This is a genomic window from Paenibacillus hubeiensis (assembly GCF_032334105.1).
Lineage (GTDB): Bacteria > Bacillota > Bacilli > Paenibacillales > Paenibacillaceae > Paenibacillus > Paenibacillus hubeiensis.
Genome location: NZ_JAVYAE020000003.1, coordinates 570,631 through 587,651, shown reverse-complemented (window position 1 = coordinate 587,651; position 17,021 = coordinate 570,631). Strand labels below are relative to the sequence as shown.

The window sequence follows — 17,021 nt, the reverse complement described above, 5'->3', positions numbered from 1 at the left end:
CGGGTTATTGTAAACCTGATATTAAATTAATGGTTTACAAATATAATCGACCAAACTATAATTCAATGCATTAGACGTCGACGCTAAAATTTGGTTCATATGGTGGAGGTACTGCATTTGAAAACGAAAGAACTGGTATACGCCGCATTATTCGCTGCGTTCATTGCCGTATTGGGCTTGATCCCGCCCATCCCGCTTGGATTCATCCCCGTGCCGATTACCGCGCAGACACTTGGCGTCATGTTGGCAGGCTGCTTTTTGGGGAAACGTATGGCAGCCATCAGCCTGGTGTTGTTTATTCTGCTGATTGCGATCGGCCTGCCGGTGCTCCCGAGTGGACGCGGCGGAATGGCGGTGCTGGTGGGCCCTTCCGCAGGATTCATTTTCAGTTGGCCCATTGCTGCGTTCTGCATTGGCTGGGCATCCGAGAACGTCTGGCCCAAACTGAAAACATGGAAACTCGTGGTCATCAATATTATATTCGGCGTCATCCTGGTCAGCCTGATCGGTGCGCCTGTCATGGCTCTTATTACCAATACGCCCGTTTGGGCTGGAATCGTGAGCTCGGCTTCGTATCTTCCGGGGGATCTGATCAAGGCGGTCATTGCTTCTGTCATCGTCGTGCAGCTTAAAGCGATCAGCCCGATCGAAGAGAAGATCCACCATTCCTGACATGGAGCCATACTGCGGTTCTAGGATCGAGCGACCAGTATGAATGAAAGGGGATACGAAATGAATCTGGCGGAGCCCATTCTGAATCGCGCAACCCGGTATCCCGATCGTATAGCCATTCGCCACGGAAGCGGACAACTTACCTATTCGCAGCTTACCGAGCGAGTCGGAAGAATTGCTGCCGGATTGGGGCAACACTGCGCCCCGCAAGACATGATTGCCATCCTGTCCGCCAATCGGGTAGAATTTGCGGAAGTGTTCCTCGGCGCAGTGCAGGCAGGATGTGTGCCGGTTCTGCTGGATACCGGTTGGACGACGAATCAACTGGAGGGCGTCATTGCAAGCTGCAAGCCCAAGGTCATTTTTGGCGAGGGAGCGAGGTTGGAAGAATTCCGGGCTCGGCATGACGGCATTCTCTGCTTGACGTTCGAAGACAAGGAACAAACAGGCACTTATGAACCGTGGCTAGCTTCGCATCCTCCTACGTCATGTGTGGACGCGTCCAACGAGTTGTTGTTCGTGGGCTTCACCTCAGGCACAACGGGAGTGCCTAAAGGGTACATGCGTACGCACCTTTCTTGGCTGCGCAGTTTCGATGCCACGGAAGAAGCCTTTCGGCTTGAGTCGATGGAGCATGTGCTGGCCCCGGGACCGTTCGTGCATTCCTTGTCCCTGTTTGCATTGGTGCAGTCTTTGTACAGCGGTGCGACCTTTTATGTCATGGAGAGATTTGTCGCGCAAAACGTCATGGAGCTCTGTTCCGACGTACGTGGCATGGTCTTGTTTGTCGTGCCTGCCATGATCGATGCTTTGTTGCAGCATGCTTCCGCAGTTGAGCATTCCGGCTCGATTCAGGCGCTGATCAGTTCGGGCGGTCAATGGCTGGAACGGTCGAAGGAGCGGTGCCGGGAAGTGTTTGCCGGTACGGCTTTATACGAGTATTACGGTTCTTCGGAAGCGAGTTATATCAGTTACATGGATGTCCTTCGGGAGAAGCGCCCCGGATCGCTGGGGAGACCGTTCAAGGGCGTAGAAATCTCGATCCGGAACGATCGTTTTCTGGAAGTGCCCGCAGGCACCGCGGGCGAACTTTTCCTCCGAAGCCCGATGATGTTCAAAGCCTATCATCAGCTGCCGGAAGAAACGGCAGGGGCTTTCAGGGAAGGCTGGCTCAGAACGGGAGATTACATGTATGTCGATCAGGACGGTTATCTTTATTTGGCAGGACGGGTGCAGAACATGATCAAAACCGGCGGATTGAAGGTGTTTCCGGAGGAAGTGGAGGCCGTCCTGCAGCGGATTCCTTCCATTCGGGAGGTGATGGTCTTCGGCAAACCGGACGAGCGTTGGGGAGAGCGGGTTACGGCGATGATCCAGTGGCATGCAGAGGTGCCGGAATGGAGTTTGGACGAAATAAAGCAGGTTTGCAAGCAATACGGCCTGGCAGCATACAAAATCCCGAAAGCGCTGGTGACGGTGAGAAGGTTTGCCTATACGAGCAGTGGCAAGATTGCCCGCCAGCTTATGAAAGAACAAGCGTGTTTGAATAAGGGATAGACTCAGATTAAGGATGAAAGAAAGGAGACGATGCCGTTTATGCTGACCTTGGATCAGGTTCATTTTTATTATCGCAAAGGACAGGACGTTCTGCACGATATCAGCCTGTCTGTCCCCAAAGGCGAATTCGCCGCCATCATCGGTGGAAACGGTTCGGGCAAGTCAACCCTCGCCAAGTTGATGAAGGGGCTGCTGCAGCCGAAGAAAGGCGAGATCCGATTTGATGATTGGTGTACTTCCAAGCCGGAAGAGGCGGCAAAGATCCATCAACATATCGGCATGGTCTTCCAGAATCCGGATGATCAATTCATTACGACGACGGTAACGGACGAGATTGTGTTCGGCATGGAAAACATTCGCCTGTCCCGGGCTGAGATGCATGTCCGCTTACATCAGGTGTTGAACGAAGTCGGACTCGAGCGGGAAGCGGAGATGAGCCCGCATCAATTGTCGGGCGGGCAGAAGCAGCGCGTGGCCATTGCGGCCATACTGGCCATGCAGCCGGACGTCATCGTTCTGGATGAAGCGACATCGATGCTTGATCCGGAAGGAAGACGGCAGATTATGTGCATTTTGCAAGAGCTGCATCTTCGCGGCGTCACCGTCATTCATATCACGCATCATATGGATGAAGTGCTCTATGCGGAGCGCGTGATATCGTTGAATGCCGGACGGATGGCATTCGACGGAACGCCTGCGGCGTTCTTTGAAACGCAGCCGTTGAACGAATACGGATTGGAGCAGCCGTTCGCAGCCAGACTGCGAATGGCGTTGGCAGGTTCCGTCGGGGACAAGCCGCTTACGCCGGACTGGAAGGAGTGGATTCGGGAACGATGGCATACGAGCTAAACCGGGTTAGCGTCCATTTTGCGGAGCGGACGGCATTGCGCAACGTGACGTGCACTTTGCGGGAAGGACGCTGGATCTCGATCGTCGGCCGCAGCGGCGCGGGTAAATCGACGTTTGCCCATGTATTGAAAGGACTCGTCATCCCCGATGAAGGAGAGTATCGCATCGATGAGCGGCGAATTTTCGGAGACGGCAAAGGAAGGGATGGCGTGATTCATGATGTGGGCATCGTTTTTCAGGTGCCTGAACATCAGTTGTTCGAAACTACCGTCGCCAGAGAGCTGGCTTTTGCGCCGCGAATGCAAGGATGGGGCTCACAGCGGATCGCGGAGGCCATCGACCGCGTTTTGCCGCAAGTCGGACTGTCTAAAGAACTGTTGGATCTTGCGCCATTCCAGCTAAGCGGCGGCCAGAGAAGGCGTGTGGCACTGGCTTCCGTGCTGCTGATGGACCCGGCACTGCTTATTCTCGACGAACCGACGTCGGGACTGGATCCGGCGGCCCGTATGGAAGTGCTGCATATGCTGCGTGAATGGCAGCGGGCGGGGCAGCGCACGATCGTATTTATTTCGCATCGGATGGAAGACGTTGCGGAGTATTCGGATGAGGTCATGGTATTTCATGACGGCCAATTGTTGGAGCATTGCGACGTACATACGTTGTTTTTGCAAAAAGGCGCTGTGATGGATCAGGCTGGCCTGCCGCTGCCGGAAGCCGTGCAGCTGCTGCATCTCGTCGAGGAGTTGTCCGGCCGGTCCGTAGATACGGGCAGCTGCAGGGAAACCGACATTCTGGAACAAGTGTCGGCGGTATGGCAAGCGAGGAGCCCGTATGCAAAATAATATTCTGTTCGGACAGTTCATGGCCAAAGAATCGCTGATGCACAGGCTTGATCCGCGCACGAAGCTGGTTAGTCTTATGATGATCATGTTCGGTTTGCTTAGGGTCGCGACATTATTGGGATTTGCTTTGGCTACCGTTTTGGTGCTGGTTTGCGTCCTCTTGTCGCGCATTCCGCTGCCTGTATATGTGAAGACGCTGAAGCCGGTCTGGTTTATATTAACATTTACGCTTTTATATAATGCCTTCTTCACCCATGGAGATCACGTCATCTGGACCTGGTCGGTCATTACGTTAACTGTGGATGGCATCGAAGCGGGAATAACCGTTGTGTGGCGCATTGCATTGATGATTATGCTGGCATCCGTCTTAACGTTAACGACCAAACCGCTAACACTTGCCCAAGGCTTGGAAAAGCTGATGTCGCCGCTTTCGCGTTTGCGCGTGCCCGTGGAGCAGGTTTCGCTGATGATTACCATCGCGATTCGTTTTATCCCGACGATTCTGGAGGAGATGGACCGCATCTTGCTTGCCCAGAAGGCCAGGGGTTACGATATCGCCGCCATGCCCCTGCCGAGACGGTTGTTTGCTTATATTCCAGTCGTGGTCCCGCTGTTCATGACGACGATTCAACGGGCGGAACAACTCACGTTGGCCATTGAGGCCAGAGCTTATGGGGATGGCAGGGGGAGAAGTTCTTATCGGCAATTAAAGCTGGCCAAGGCCGATTATTGGATCGGCGGAAGCGCAATGGCCATTGCGTTATGGATGATATGGGGAGGTTAGCGACGGATGGATTGGAATACGCGTATCACGGACATGCTTCGCATCCGGTATCCGATCATTCAAGGCGGGCTTGCCTACTTGGGGTACTCCGAGCTTGCCGCGGCCGTATCAAACGCGGGCGGGTTGGGGCAAATTACAGCCATGAGCCTGCCGGATGCCGAGACGCTTCGCCGCGAAATTCGACGGGTGCGGACGTTGACGGACAAGCCGTTCGGCGTCAATCTTGCGCTCGGCATGCATCGCACTGATATGGAAGCACGGCTTGCGGCCATTATTGAAGAGCAGGTTCCGGTCGTAAGCATAACGGGAGGCAATCCTGCTGAAATGCTGCGAGCATTGGAACGCGAAAGCATTCATACCCTTGTGCTGGTGTCCTCCCGCAGACAAGCGCAAAAGGCGGAACAGCTCGGCGCATCGGCGGTCATGGCGGTTGGTCACGAAGGCGGCGGCCATCTTGGGCGCGACGGCGTGGGAACGATGGTCTTGGTTCCCAGCATCGCAGATACGATACGGATTCCCGTCATTGCCGCAGGCGGAATCGGTGATGGGCGCGGCTGGATGGCTGCGCTGGCTCTTGGTGCCGAAGGGATCGTCATGGGCACGAGGTTTGTGGCGACGCAGGAATGCGCGGCTGCATCGGCCTCTTACAAGCAGGCTTTAGTGAACCGTTCGGAGGCGGACACGACCGTGATCAAAGCATCCATCGGTCAGCCGGGAAGGGTGCTGCGAAACGCTGCCGCCGAGAGAATCCTTGCCGCAGAACAGAGAGGGGACGGCATCGAGCAGCTTATGCCGCTCATTAGCGGTGACGTTAACAGGCGCTGGATTCATGACGGATCGGAAGGAGAGGGCTTCGGCTGGTCCGGCCAAGTGGCAGGTCTCATTCAGGATGTGCCTTCCGTATCCGAACTGATGGAGCGTATGGTTAACGAAGCGGAGTGCATTCGGAATAAGTGGGGCGGTAGGCGCGAACATTGACATTCAAGGACATCCATTATACTGTATGGGAGCCAGCTTTCTTTTCTCTATGAAGGTGAATATTGATTTTTGGAGGCATAACCATGAACCAGCGTTTTCGGATCACGCGCACGATGCAGGAAAACCATAATGACCCGGCGATTTCGCTTGAAGAATGCAAAGGATATTTTGAATCCAAAGCCGATTTTGCCTATTCTTCGACTCTTGTCGTCAAAGGGCCTGAAAGCACGATGACCATTGAAGGGGACTTCTTCATGTGGAACCTAGGGGAGGCGGAAATTCCATTCCGTCTTTATGATGGAGACCTGTATGTTGCGGTCAGCAGCGAAGCCGTCGTTCCCAAAATGATCGAAATTGCAACCGATTTGCAAGCAGACATCGTTGAAGGATAAGTGCGTATAACGTAGGAAGTCGCCAGATGTGGCGGCTTTTTTTGTTGTCTTTGTCCGAGTTCGCTTCTGAACGAGTTGTGGAATACGTCGCTCTTGAAATTAGCAAACCGTGGCCCTCTATGGGCACTGTTCCAGAAATGGGTCGGCCGGTAATTACCGGTTGGCCCTTTTTGCGTGGTGAGACGAGGATGGGGACGTGAGAGCGTCTTTCATCAAATATTAGTTGACAACGTCCACAAAACGATCTACATTATTTGTTGACATAGTCCACAAAAAAGGGGATTGACGATGTATCCGACTGATCCGATCGTTGCGGATATCCGCAAATTCAACCGTTTCTATACAAGCATCCTTGGGCTGCTGGACAAACATATATTGACTTCCAAGTACTCTTTTACTGAAGCGCGAGTCATTCTGGAGATCGGTTTTATGGGACAATGCATTGCGAACAGTCTGGTCGAGAAGCTGGATATTGATCGCAGCTATATGAGCAGAATTATTGCCAAACTGGGCAAGGAAGGACTCATCAGGAAAGAAAATTCGGAGTCGGACAGCAGAACAAGCCTGATTTCGTTGACAGATAAGGGTCTTGAGGTGTTTTCCCAATTGGATCAAAAATCGGATGAGCAAATCCACCGTTTATTCAAAAACTTGTCGGAAAAGGATATTCGAGAGATCCATGCGTCCATGGTGTTGATTCAACAAAAATTAGAAATTTCGGAAGGTGCAGGCAATGATACGTTTTGACAATGATTATGCGGAGGGTGCGCATGGGCGGATTCTGGAGCGCATCGTTCAAACCAATGAAGAGCAGACTCCGGGATACAGCACGGATATCTATTGCGAAAGGGCAAGAGGCCTGATCCGAAAAGCATGTCATGCAGAGCAAGCAGACGTGCACTTTTTGGTTGGCGGAACGCAGACGAACACGACGGTGATTTCTTCGATATTGCGCCCCCATCAAGGGGCAGTGGCCGCTGTGTCCGGGCATATCGCAACATTGGAAACCGGGGCAATCGAGGCGACAGGCCATAAGGTGCTTACCCTTCCCAGCGACGATGGAAAACTGAGAGCCGAGCAAATCCGGGAATTACATATGACCCACTGGAACAGCGGCAACCGGGAGCACATGGTTCAACCTGGTTTGGTTTATATATCGCACCCGACCGAGTATGGCACAACGTACAGCCTGAGCGAATTGGAAGCACTGAGCCGTGCGTGCAGGGAATGCGGACTTCCCCTCTTTATGGATGGTGCCAGATTGGGGTATGGACTGGTTTCCGAAGGCAGTGATCTTGAGTTGGCGGATATTGCCCGACTGTGTGACGTCTTTTACATCGGAGGAACAAAACTAGGGGCGTTGTTCGGGGAAGCTGTCGTGATCGTCAACGATGACCTCAAGCAGGGATTCAGATATCAGATCAAGCAGCGTGGAGGACTGCTGGCCAAAGGCAGACTGCTTGGCATTCAGTTCGAAACGATGTTTGAGGACGGGCTCTATTATGACGTATCCCGCCATGCGGTACGGATGGCAACGGACATTCGAAACGCATTTGTGTTGAACGGATTCGGGATGCGCTATAACTCCGGAACGAATCAACTATTTCCGATTTTGCCGAACAACGTATTTGAAACGTTAAGCCAAACCTATTCTTTCTCCGTCTGGGAAAAACTTGGCGACACGCACACGGTCGTCCGGATCTGTACAAGCTGGGCAACCAAAAAGGAACATGTGGACATGCTGACCGATGACATTCACAGAATACAGCTTGCATCCGCCCATCTTAGCTATACATCAGCGTGAGATTGCAGCTGTGAGTGAGTTGCGAATAGTTTGCTTCAGACTATATATGATTCTGCAAGAGCCGCCTTTGGGCGGCTTTTATCGTATTTATGGGAATGAAAAGCAGGTATACTCCATTTAATTCATACTAATTTGGTCAGAATGATTGATATTATAGAGGTTTACCGTTATACTTCATGTAATACGTTAATCATCAGTGAGTAACAATAAAAAAGAAAACCTACATACAAGGGGGGGAAACATGTGGCTCCAGAGTTATACGAATTGGAATTGGAGTACGAGCTCTTGAAACAACTTCGGGATGCGATTGCTCCTGTCGGTGCAAGCACGCTCGTGCATACGTTGGGAAAAAGATACGGCCTCAGCCAGGCTACCATCGGAAGACGGCTTATGGAAATGGATGTCGAGGGGTACACGGTGCTTGAAGGGCGAAAAGGCCGTGTATTGACCGAAGCGGGCCTGGAACGACTGAAGACGACGGAACGGGAATTGCAGCAGAAAAACGTGAACTCGCGCCTGATTCAGACGCTGAACCATTCGGGCGAAAAAGCGCTGCTCGACATTCTCGTCGCCCGAAGGGCGCTGGAACGGGAGATTGCTTCGCTGGCTGCGGAACGTGCCACGAAAGAGTACATCCATCTGCTCGAACAATCCATCGAGGCACAGAACCGGCAATTGGCGCAGAACGTTATTCCTTATGAGGAAGATCGGGAATTCCACCGGCTGCTGGCTTATGCGGCCCAGAACCAGTTCTTGCTCCATGCCGTCGAATTGGTATGGGACACGAGCAGGGACTTTCTGGAGACCGCGTATATCCGGCGTACGGTCGGGAGCGAATTAGTGGTCGATCACCGTCAGATTCTGGATGCCATTATATCGCGTTCTCCGGAAGATGCCGAAGCCGCGATGGTCAATCACATCAACCAGATGATCGAGGACGTCAAACGTTACTTTTCCATGAAAAACCAGTCGCTTAGCATCGAGAAAGCGCGTTGAAAAGGAGATGAACTTGTGACCACAAATTATCGCTTGGGTATCGACATCGGGGGCACGTTCACGGACGCGCTGGTGACGGATCGGCAAGGCAGGATGATCGCTGCGCTGAAGACGCCATCCATCGCCGAAGCGCCTGAACGGGCCATCTTTAACGCATTGGATCAGCTTCAGGCACAAGGCGTGAAAATTGGCGATATCGACCTGTTCGTCCACGGCACGACGCTTGGCGTCAACACATTGATCGAACGCAACGGAGCGGTTACAGGGCTGCTTGTTACAAAGGGTTTCCGCGACATTCTTGAAATCCGGAGACTTCGCTTGGAGGATACGACGAACCTGTACGGCGATAAGACGGAGGCGCTTGTACCGAGATATCTCGTCAAAGAAATCGACGAACGGGCGCTTGCAAGCGGGGACGTGCTGCAGCCGCTAAACAGTGATCAGCTTGTTCAGGCAGTTGACGAACTGGTGGAGGAAGGCATTACGGCGCTGGCGATCAGCTTTATGCACTCTTACGCCAACCCTGCTCATGAGAAGGAAGCGGAAGAAATCATCCGGGAACGGCATCCGCAATTGTTCATTTGCCGAAGCAGCGCCATTTGGCCGCAGCAGCGCGAATTCGAGCGTACGCTGGCCACCGCCATGAATGCATATGTGGGAGAACGCATGGGCTCTTACTTTGTACGGCTTCAGGAGGGTATTCATGAATATGGGTTAAAAGCAAACCTGCTCTCCACGATGTCCAATGGCGGCATCATGACAGCGGCAAGTGCGGCTAGCGAGCCTGTTCGCACCTTGCTTTCGGGACCTGCCTCAGGCGTCATTGCAGCGACGCATATTGCCCGGAAGGCAGGCATCGATCAAGTCATTACGTTCGACATGGGTGGCACAAGTGTGGATGTGGCTTTGATCGACAAAGAGCCGGCGTATTCCACCGAGAACAAAGTCGGTGATTTTCCGGTCATCTTGCCTGCCGTGGACGTTACGGCCATCGGGGCTGGAGGCGGATCGGTTGCATGGCTGGACACGGTCGGCGTCCTTAAGGTTGGCCCACGCAGCGCCGGGGCTTATCCAGGTCCTGCGTGTTACGGCCGGGGCGGTGAGGAGCCAACAACGACAGACGCATACTTGCAGCTCGGCATCTTGCAGGCGGATCGTTTTCTCGGCGGCCAGATGCATCTCTATCCTGAGCTTGCGGAACGTGCACTGAACGCTGTGGGCCATAGGCTGGGCCTTGATGCAACGCAAACGGCACAGGCGATTCTCGATGTCGCCACAGCCAACATGTATGCCCAATTTTCGCCGCTCATGGCTCGCAAGGGCATTGATCCGCGCGATTTCACACTTCTGGCTTATGGGGGAGCCGGCCCCATGCATGCATTTCTGATGGCGCGGGAAGTCGGCATCCGCCGAGTGCTTGTTCCGCCTGCTCCTGGAACGTTATGTGCGATGGGCTGCACGGTGGCCAATCTCCGAAACGACTTTGTCTTTTCGCTTCACAAGAGCAGCCAAGCTTTAGCAGGCGGAGAGTTGGCTTCCTTTTATGCGGATCTGGAACGGCAGGGACGAAGCTGGGTAGAGGTAGAGGCACGGGGCGGCGTGGAACTGGAGAGCGTCTACTGTCTCTATAGCGCCGATATGCGATATGAAGGACAGGCCTTTGATTTGGAAATTGCATTGACGCAGGAAGAAATTGACCATCCCGAAAAGGCAAAATCAAAGTTCCATACATTCTATCAAAATGTGTTCGGAATCAGCCAGCCGGAATCGGAGGTGATGTTCATCAGCCTGCGGGCGACGATTGTCGGCATCGTGCCGAACCATGGGAGCGTGGATTCGTTTGCCCAAGTCAACCACGCAAGTGGAGCAGAGGAACGAAACATAACGTTCGATCATGCGCGGAGAACGGCGAAAGTGTTGACAAGGGAACAGATTCCGCTGGATGCGGGCATCCCGGGTCCGGTTATCGTGGAGGAGTATGATACGACGATTTTTGTACCTCCAGGTTTTAACGTACGCAGGGACGCGCATGGCAATCTGATCGGGGAGGCGACGTAATGATCGCGGACAAGGTGTTTCTGGAAATTTTCAACAATCGGATCCAAGCAGCGGTCGAGGAAATGGCGAACGTCGTTCTGCGAACAGGGTTTACCGCTTTTGTCAAAGAGACCGGCGATTTCGGCACATATCTGTTGTCTCCTTCAGGGGAGACGTTTGGTTCACCGCTGGAAACAGGTTATAACCTCTCGCTCGGTATTCCTGCAGAAGCGACGATACGTAGTATCGAGGATTGGCAGGAAGGGGATTTGGTTATCTGCAATGATCCTTATGCCACGAAAGGCATGGTGACCCACCTTCCCGACATTCATCTGATCAAACCCTACTTCCACGAGGGGCGCGTCATTGCTTACGGCATGTGTTTCGTGCACTCATCCGATGTTGGCGGCAAGGTGCCGGGGAGCGTATCTCCCAGCGCGTACGATATTCACATGGAAGGCATTCGCATCGCTCCGGTCAAGTTATATGAAGCTGGCGTGTTGAACGAGCATGTCATGCGATTGTTTCTGGATAACAGCCGGATTCCGGAGCAAAACCTTGGCGACCTCAAAGCGCTGATGGCTGCCCTGAACCGGGGTGAACAGCGCCTTGCCGAACTGGTCGCTCGTTATGGCGTGGAACGGATTGAGCAAGGCATCGAGCAATTGCTCGAATATGCCGAAATGAAGGCACGTGCCATCGTTCGGGATATTCCGGACGGAGCTTACGATTTCTGGGATTATCTCGAGAAGGGACCCGGAGGATACCCCATCCGCTTGCGCTGCAAGATGACGATCGAGGATAGCGACATTCATCTCGATTTTAGCGGCACCGATCCTCAGGTTCGGGCTTCGTTCAATATCCCGACGCATAATCAGCAAGGGCATTACATGCTTGTACCGGCGTTGATTCGCTATTTCCGCACGCTGGACCCGACGATCCCATGGAACTCCGGCATGATTCGAATGGTGCGCAATTACGCGCCGCCGGCCTCGGTGCTCAATCCGGAACCGATGGCTGCCGTCGGGGCACGGGCGGCAACGTTCATCCGTCTGATGGACGTGATCACGGGCGCTCTTTGCAAAGCCGAGGCGAGCAAAGTACCCGCAGCCGGCGCGGGGCAAGCGTGCATCGTCATGATGGCGATGACGGACGCAGCGGACGGAAAGAAAAAGGTCGGGGTCATTCAACCGATTTGCGGCGGTTCAGGAGCAAGGCCGATGAAAGACGGTATTGACGGAATGGATTTTGCCGTTGGACACCTGCGCAACATTCCGGCCGAAACGGTCGAGTCCGAAATGCCGGTGCTGATCGAGCATTACGGGCTCCGTGAAGATTCGGCGGGCGCCGGCGAATATCGCGGTGGAAGCGGGATCGCATTGCGCGTCAGAATCGTAACACCGGATACGATCATGACAGCACGGAATATGGAACGCATGGAGTTTCAGCCATGGGGCAGGCTGGGCGGCGATGTCGGCACGCATGGAGAGGCCATCCTTAACGCGGGACTTCCGGAAGAGAAAAATCTTGGCCGGATTGACGAACTGCTGCTGCAACCCGGGGATACCGTAACCTTCCTGTCCCAAGGCGGGGGAGGATACGGCAACCCGTTAAACCGGCATGCACAGTCGGTGCTGGCAGACGTTCGAAGCGGTTTGCTTTCCCTGGAAAAAGCGCGGGAGCTTTACGGCGTCGTAGTGAAGGGCACGGATGTCGACGAGTCTGGGACACACGCACTGCGGTCTGCCAAGCAGCAGCATGCGCAAGAATTCAGCTATGGTCCGACCAGGGAACAATTTGAAGCAATCTGGAGCGATGAGATGCAGTTGACGCTGGGACAGGCACTAAAGGAATATCCACTCGCCCTCCGGGATTATTTGAAACGCCGGACGATGGATATCGTGGAACAAAGACATGCCGCCGGTTCATCCGTGACGCCACAGGAAATAGCCGCCATCGTGAACGGGTTGAGGAAAAACATCGGACTACAGGGAATCGGTCATCAGTAAGCCTGAACATGTAAACTTGTAATCGTATTAACCAACTAATCTTATGGGGGAATTCGTATGTTTAAATCAAACCGCAAACGTTTTTTCAGCCTGGCTTCGTTGACGCTGACCGCTTCGCTCGTACTTTCGGCCTGCGGCGGGGCAAGCAACTCGGGTACAGCTTCCGAGAGTGGGGATGCTTCGGACAGCAGCGGCGATAAAATCAAGCTGACCATGTTTATCTGGGCAGGCTCCAACCAGGATATCGTGCCTAAAGAAGTGGTTGCCGAATATGTCAAGGAACATCCGAACGTTGAAGTTACTTTCGAGGAATCCTCCAATGCAATCATGTATCCCAAAATGGTAGCAGGCAAACAGGCCGATCCGGATAACCCTGTCGTCAACTTCGGTTACTTTAATGCGGATGCCACGGCCAAAGGTGTGAACGATGACATGTGGGAGCCGCTGGATACCAGCATCGTGACGAACATCAAGGACATTCCCGAGCAGTTCCACCAGCCTGACAACAAAGGCGTCGTGTGGGGCGTATCGAGCTTTGCCCTCGTTTACAACAAGGATCTGGTAACCACGCCGCCGACGAGCTGGAACGACCTGTGGGAGAACGAGCAATTCAAAGGCAAAACCGCATTGTGGGACTACATGTTCTATTCCTATATTTCGCCGCTGATCGCGACCAAAGGACAGGAGATCGGCGCATCGTACGACAATCCCGAACCTGCATTCCAATATTGGGCTGACCATAGCGACCAAATCGGTACCCTCGTTACATCCAATGACCAGTTGAAAGCACTGCTCGAATCCGGCGATGCCCTGATTGCGCCATTCAGCGCACAGGTTGCCCAAACCTGGATCGACGGCGGTTCGCCGCTTGCCGTAGCCTACCCGAAAGAAGGAGCGATTTCGTTCCCGTATTCGCTCCAAGTCGTCAAAGGTTCGACGCCTGAACAAACACGCGTGGCCAATGAAATCATCAATGAGCTGCTGAGTGCCGACGCGTTGACACGTTACGCCGAAGCAACCGGCACGCCGGTGACCAGCACTGCCGCTGCCGTGCCGGATAAATACAAGGATGATCCTTCGTTCTCGGTAGAAACGCAAAGCAAAGGCATCAATCCCGATTGGGACGTGCTCGCCCGGGACAGCTCTGCATGGAAGGAACTGTGGGATCGCCTCGTCAAAACCAATCTTCAATAATATAGTCGCCTGGAACATAGACGAATTTATCCCCAGGCAGGGATAGGAGGACCCGAGATGAGCAATGGGCAGGAATCCGTCTCGATCGAGGCAAAGCGCGTTACGAAAATTTATGGGGGACGGGCTGCCGTCGATCAAGTTACGCTTCAGGTCAACAAGGGAGAGTTTGTCTCCCTTCTGGGCCCGAGCGGCTGCGGCAAAACGACGCTGCTCCGAATGCTGGGCGGGCTCGAACAGCCCGATGACGGAATCATCATGCTCGGCGGGCAGGATGTCACGGGCGTTCCGGCATACGGCCGCAGCAGCAATATGATTTTCCAGCAGCTGGCGCTGTTCCCGCACATGGATGTATTCAACAACATCGCTTACGGACTCAAGGTGAAAAGGACGCCTAAAGCCGAGATCAAACGCCAGGTCCATGAGATGCTGGAACTTGTGCAGCTTGGGGATTACGGCAGACGGGCCGTATCGCAGCTGTCCGGCGGACAGGCACAGCGCGTAGCGATTGCGAGAGCGCTGATCAACAAACCCGAAGTGCTGCTGCTGGACGAACCGCTCTCCGCGCTCGATATGCAGCTGCGCCTCGACATGCAGCGGGAACTGAAGCGCATCCAGCGCGAATTCGGCGGCACCTTTATCTTCGTCACGCATGACCAAAGCGAGGCGATGAACATGTCCGACCGCATCGGCGTTATGCGTGCTGGCCAATTGCTTCAATACGCGACGCCGGACGAAATTTATGAGAAACCTGCCAACAGCTTTGTGGCCAAGTTTATTGGGGATACGAATCTACTGGACGTGTCCGTGGACGAGCCCGCTTCAAATGGGATCCGCGTGAGCATTCAGGGGCATTCGCTGCTTGCGGGAACAAACGAAGAACCTGTCGCATTCCGGCAAGGTGCGAAGCATTCGTTATCGATTCGCTACGAGTATATTCGTCTTGGAGACGAGGCGGCCAACTGCACCAACCAATTGCAAGGCCGTGTTATCGAAAGTGTGTACGGCGGAGCAAGTATCCGTTATGTCATCGAAACGCTGGGTAACCTGCACATCCAAGCAAGTGTTCCGCATCAGCGCGGAGGATTGCGCTATGCGCCGGGCGAAGCCGTGCAGCTCGGTTTTGATCCGGAAGATGCCTTGCTGCTCGCTGACTCCGGTGCGGGTGCGGCATCATGAGCCGGATTACCGAAAAGGTCGTAAACATGTATTCGTCCGGCCACCGCAAATGGACGACCCAATTGCTGCTCCTTTTGCCGGCATTGCTGCTAATGGGCATTGTGTATCTCGGCGGATTGCTGATTTTCGGAAGATACAGCTTCGACATGTACGACAACGGCAAGCTGGTTCGAGGTTGGGACTTAAGCACGTACCGCGCGTTTCTATCGGATCCATATTATTGGAAACTGATCGGAAACACGTTCCGCATCGCGTTTAAAGTTACAGCGTGGAGCTTGTTGCTTGCGTATCCGCTCGCTTATTTCATCGCCGGCTTGAAGAAGCCGGGATGGAAGCAGTTTTTGCTGCTGCTTACGTTTCTGCCGCTGCTCGTGAGTGCGGTGGTTCGTTCCTATGGCTGGCAGTTGCTTCTGTCCAAACAAGGTTTCATGAACTGGCTGTTCATTCATCTGGGCATGACCGAGGAAGGGTTCAACATGATGAATAACGAGACGGGCGTTGTCATTGCCCTTGTGCACATCTTTCTGCCATTTATGGTCTTTCCGATCCTGAACGTGCTGTCGCAGAGCGATGCTTCGCTCAAAGCAGCGGCGCAGGATCTCGGAGCCGGCAGCTGGCGAACTTTTTTTACCATTACGCTGCCATTGTCGGCCAGAGGTATTGCAAGCGGCATACAGATCGTGTTTACGCTGTGCCTGACTGCATTTACGACCCCTCAGCTGATCGGCGGGGGCAGGGTGATGACGCTGCCGGTCTTCATCTACCAGCGAACGCTGGACACAAACTGGCCGATGGCGGCAGTGGCAAGCCTGTTCCTGCTGGTGTCATCCGTCGTGGTGTCGCTGCTGGTCAACAAAGGTGCGGAATGGCTTATGTTCCGTCGTTCCAGGGAAGGAGGACGTGCACATGGTTAAGTCGGGACGCGTAACCAAATGGCTTCTCGCGGTGTTCGTTGGGGCGGTCGCCGTATACTTGTTGCTCCCACTATTAATGATTGCATTCACGTCAGTCGGTTCCGGATCGGCAAGCAAATTTCCGCCCCAAGGCTTCACCTTGGAATGGTATGCCAACCTGCGGGAGCAAACCCAGTTTCTTGATGCTTTCAAAAACAGCCTGATCGCATCGGCGGGAGCCGTATTGCTGGCATTGGTAACGGGGACGCTCGCTGCAGCAGCCATCGTGCAGCATCCTTTCCCGGGTGCGGGATTGCTGCGGGCTTTCTTTGTATCGCCCATGGTCATGCCGAAAATTACGCTGGGAATCGCCTATCTGATTCTGTTCTCCAAAATGCACATCGCTGGCGGACTGTTCGGACTTGTATTGGGAGAAGCCGTCATCGTGCTGCCATTTATATTGACCATTGTGGGCAGTGCGTTGGCGAACCTGAAGCCGGTCCATCGGGAGGCTGCGGCCGATCTCGGGGCAAGCCCGTGGCGGATCTTTTTCACCATTACGCTGCCGCAGCTCAAATTCGCCATGTTGTTGTCCGGGTCGATCGCCTTTGTATTTACGTTTGACCAGGTCGAAGCTGCGCTGCTGCTGCTGCGCCAGGACAGCTATACGCTGCCGATCCAGCTTTTCCTCTACATGGAGAAGTGGCAGGACCCCACGATCGCGGCCGTGTCGGTTGTACTGATCGTCGGTGCCTTGGCTCTATTCATGGCGATCAAGCTGGTGCTTCGCTCCATTCCGGGACTCGAAGGATGGTTTGGCAGCAGAAAAAAATAAAAG

Annotated in this window: 16 protein-coding genes; all 16 read left to right on the top strand. The window is 53.9% G+C overall.

All coding sequences use genetic code 11. The features are described from left to right. Positions 1-117 precede the first annotated feature (117 nt). The 16 genes from RSX24_RS12670 (at position 118) to RSX24_RS12595 (ending at position 17,018) form a co-directional block, all read left to right on the top strand. Positions 118-672, top strand: a complete 555-nt coding sequence (locus tag RSX24_RS12670) for a biotin transporter BioY (protein WP_236416914.1) — start codon at positions 118-120, stop codon at positions 670-672. Between the two features lie 60 nt (positions 673-732). Continuing rightward, the gene (locus RSX24_RS12665) at positions 733-2,229 is read left to right on the top strand and encodes a class I adenylate-forming enzyme family protein (RefSeq protein WP_343260805.1); all 1,497 of its coding nucleotides are present in this window, start codon (positions 733-735) and stop codon (positions 2,227-2,229) included. A 39-nt stretch (positions 2,230-2,268) separates the two neighbouring features. After that, positions 2,269-3,078: an energy-coupling factor transporter ATPase gene (locus RSX24_RS12660; RefSeq protein ID WP_343260804.1), complete on the top strand. Its 810-nt coding sequence runs from the start codon at positions 2,269-2,271 to the stop codon at positions 3,076-3,078. Next, complete coding sequence (locus RSX24_RS12655) at positions 3,063-3,920, top strand: ATP-binding cassette domain-containing protein (protein WP_343260803.1); 858 nt, start codon at positions 3,063-3,065, stop codon at positions 3,918-3,920. Before RSX24_RS12660 ends, RSX24_RS12655 begins: the two co-directional genes overlap by 16 nt. Next, positions 3,910-4,704: an energy-coupling factor transporter transmembrane component T family protein gene (locus RSX24_RS12650; RefSeq protein WP_343260802.1), complete on the top strand. Its 795-nt coding sequence runs from the start codon at positions 3,910-3,912 to the stop codon at positions 4,702-4,704. Before RSX24_RS12655 ends, RSX24_RS12650 begins: the two co-directional genes overlap by 11 nt. A 6-nt stretch (positions 4,705-4,710) precedes the next feature. Next, entirely contained in the window at positions 4,711-5,682 is a 972-nt protein-coding gene (locus tag RSX24_RS12645) for an NAD(P)H-dependent flavin oxidoreductase (protein WP_343260801.1), read from the top strand. A gap of 83 nt (positions 5,683-5,765) precedes the next feature. Next, complete coding sequence (locus RSX24_RS12640; RefSeq protein WP_236416920.1) at positions 5,766-6,074, top strand: hypothetical protein; 309 nt, start codon at positions 5,766-5,768, stop codon at positions 6,072-6,074. Positions 6,075-6,362: 288 nt separating this feature from the next. Continuing rightward, the gene (locus tag RSX24_RS12635) at positions 6,363-6,821 is read left to right on the top strand and encodes a MarR family winged helix-turn-helix transcriptional regulator (protein ID WP_236416921.1); all 459 of its coding nucleotides are present in this window, start codon (positions 6,363-6,365) and stop codon (positions 6,819-6,821) included. After that, positions 6,808-7,878 carry a threonine aldolase family protein gene (locus RSX24_RS12630; RefSeq protein WP_343260800.1) on the top strand — a complete coding sequence of 357 codons (1,071 nt, stop codon included), beginning with the start codon at positions 6,808-6,810 and terminating at the stop codon, positions 7,876-7,878. Before RSX24_RS12635 ends, RSX24_RS12630 begins: the two co-directional genes overlap by 14 nt. Positions 7,879-8,121: 243 nt before the next feature. Then, a complete protein-coding gene (locus RSX24_RS12625; RefSeq protein WP_236416923.1) occupies positions 8,122-8,874 on the top strand; it encodes an FCD domain-containing protein in 753 nt (250 codons plus the stop codon). 15 nt (positions 8,875-8,889) lie between these two features. Then, entirely contained in the window at positions 8,890-10,932 is a 2,043-nt protein-coding gene (locus RSX24_RS12620; RefSeq protein ID WP_343260799.1) for a hydantoinase/oxoprolinase family protein, read from the top strand. Next, positions 10,932-12,920 carry a hydantoinase B/oxoprolinase family protein gene (locus tag RSX24_RS12615; protein WP_343260798.1) on the top strand — a complete coding sequence of 663 codons (1,989 nt, stop codon included), beginning with the start codon at positions 10,932-10,934 and terminating at the stop codon, positions 12,918-12,920. The genes RSX24_RS12620 and RSX24_RS12615 overlap by 1 nt, the downstream gene beginning before the upstream one ends. 57 nt (positions 12,921-12,977) lie before the next feature. Continuing rightward, positions 12,978-14,114 carry an ABC transporter substrate-binding protein gene (locus RSX24_RS12610; RefSeq protein WP_343260797.1) on the top strand — a complete coding sequence of 379 codons (1,137 nt, stop codon included), beginning with the start codon at positions 12,978-12,980 and terminating at the stop codon, positions 14,112-14,114. 57 nt (positions 14,115-14,171) lie between these two features. Beyond that, entirely contained in the window at positions 14,172-15,290 is a 1,119-nt protein-coding gene (locus RSX24_RS12605; protein ID WP_343260796.1) for an ABC transporter ATP-binding protein, read from the top strand. Continuing rightward, positions 15,287-16,204 (top strand): ABC transporter permease, encoded by a 918-nt coding sequence (locus RSX24_RS12600; protein WP_343260795.1) that lies wholly within the window; start codon positions 15,287-15,289, stop codon positions 16,202-16,204. Before RSX24_RS12605 ends, RSX24_RS12600 begins: the two co-directional genes overlap by 4 nt. Beyond that, entirely contained in the window at positions 16,197-17,018 is an 822-nt protein-coding gene (locus tag RSX24_RS12595; protein ID WP_343260794.1) for an ABC transporter permease, read from the top strand. The genes RSX24_RS12600 and RSX24_RS12595 overlap by 8 nt, the downstream gene beginning before the upstream one ends. Positions 17,019-17,021 lie beyond the last annotated feature (3 nt).

Excerpts from the sequence above, each read along its gene's own strand:
- RSX24_RS12665 (WP_343260805.1), top strand. The coding sequence starts at position 733 with ATGAATCTGGCGGAGCCCATTCTGAATCGCGCAACCCGGTATCCCGAT.
- RSX24_RS12660 (WP_343260804.1), top strand. The coding sequence starts at position 2,269 with ATGCTGACCTTGGATCAGGTTCATTTTTATTATCGCAAAGGACAGGAC.
- RSX24_RS12655 (WP_343260803.1), top strand. The coding sequence starts at position 3,063 with ATGGCATACGAGCTAAACCGGGTTAGCGTCCATTTTGCGGAGCGGACG.
- RSX24_RS12650 (WP_343260802.1), top strand. The coding sequence starts at position 3,910 with ATGCAAAATAATATTCTGTTCGGACAGTTCATGGCCAAAGAATCGCTG.
- RSX24_RS12645 (WP_343260801.1), top strand. The coding sequence starts at position 4,711 with ATGGATTGGAATACGCGTATCACGGACATGCTTCGCATCCGGTATCCG.
- RSX24_RS12640 (WP_236416920.1), top strand. The coding sequence starts at position 5,766 with ATGAACCAGCGTTTTCGGATCACGCGCACGATGCAGGAAAACCATAAT.
- RSX24_RS12635 (WP_236416921.1), top strand. The coding sequence starts at position 6,363 with ATGTATCCGACTGATCCGATCGTTGCGGATATCCGCAAATTCAACCGT.
- RSX24_RS12630 (WP_343260800.1), top strand. The coding sequence starts at position 6,808 with ATGATACGTTTTGACAATGATTATGCGGAGGGTGCGCATGGGCGGATT.
- RSX24_RS12615 (WP_343260798.1), top strand. The coding sequence starts at position 10,932 with ATGATCGCGGACAAGGTGTTTCTGGAAATTTTCAACAATCGGATCCAA.
- RSX24_RS12610 (WP_343260797.1), top strand. The coding sequence starts at position 12,978 with ATGTTTAAATCAAACCGCAAACGTTTTTTCAGCCTGGCTTCGTTGACG.
- RSX24_RS12605 (WP_343260796.1), top strand. The coding sequence starts at position 14,172 with ATGAGCAATGGGCAGGAATCCGTCTCGATCGAGGCAAAGCGCGTTACG.
- RSX24_RS12600 (WP_343260795.1), top strand. The coding sequence starts at position 15,287 with ATGAGCCGGATTACCGAAAAGGTCGTAAACATGTATTCGTCCGGCCAC.
- RSX24_RS12595 (WP_343260794.1), top strand. The coding sequence starts at position 16,197 with ATGGTTAAGTCGGGACGCGTAACCAAATGGCTTCTCGCGGTGTTCGTT.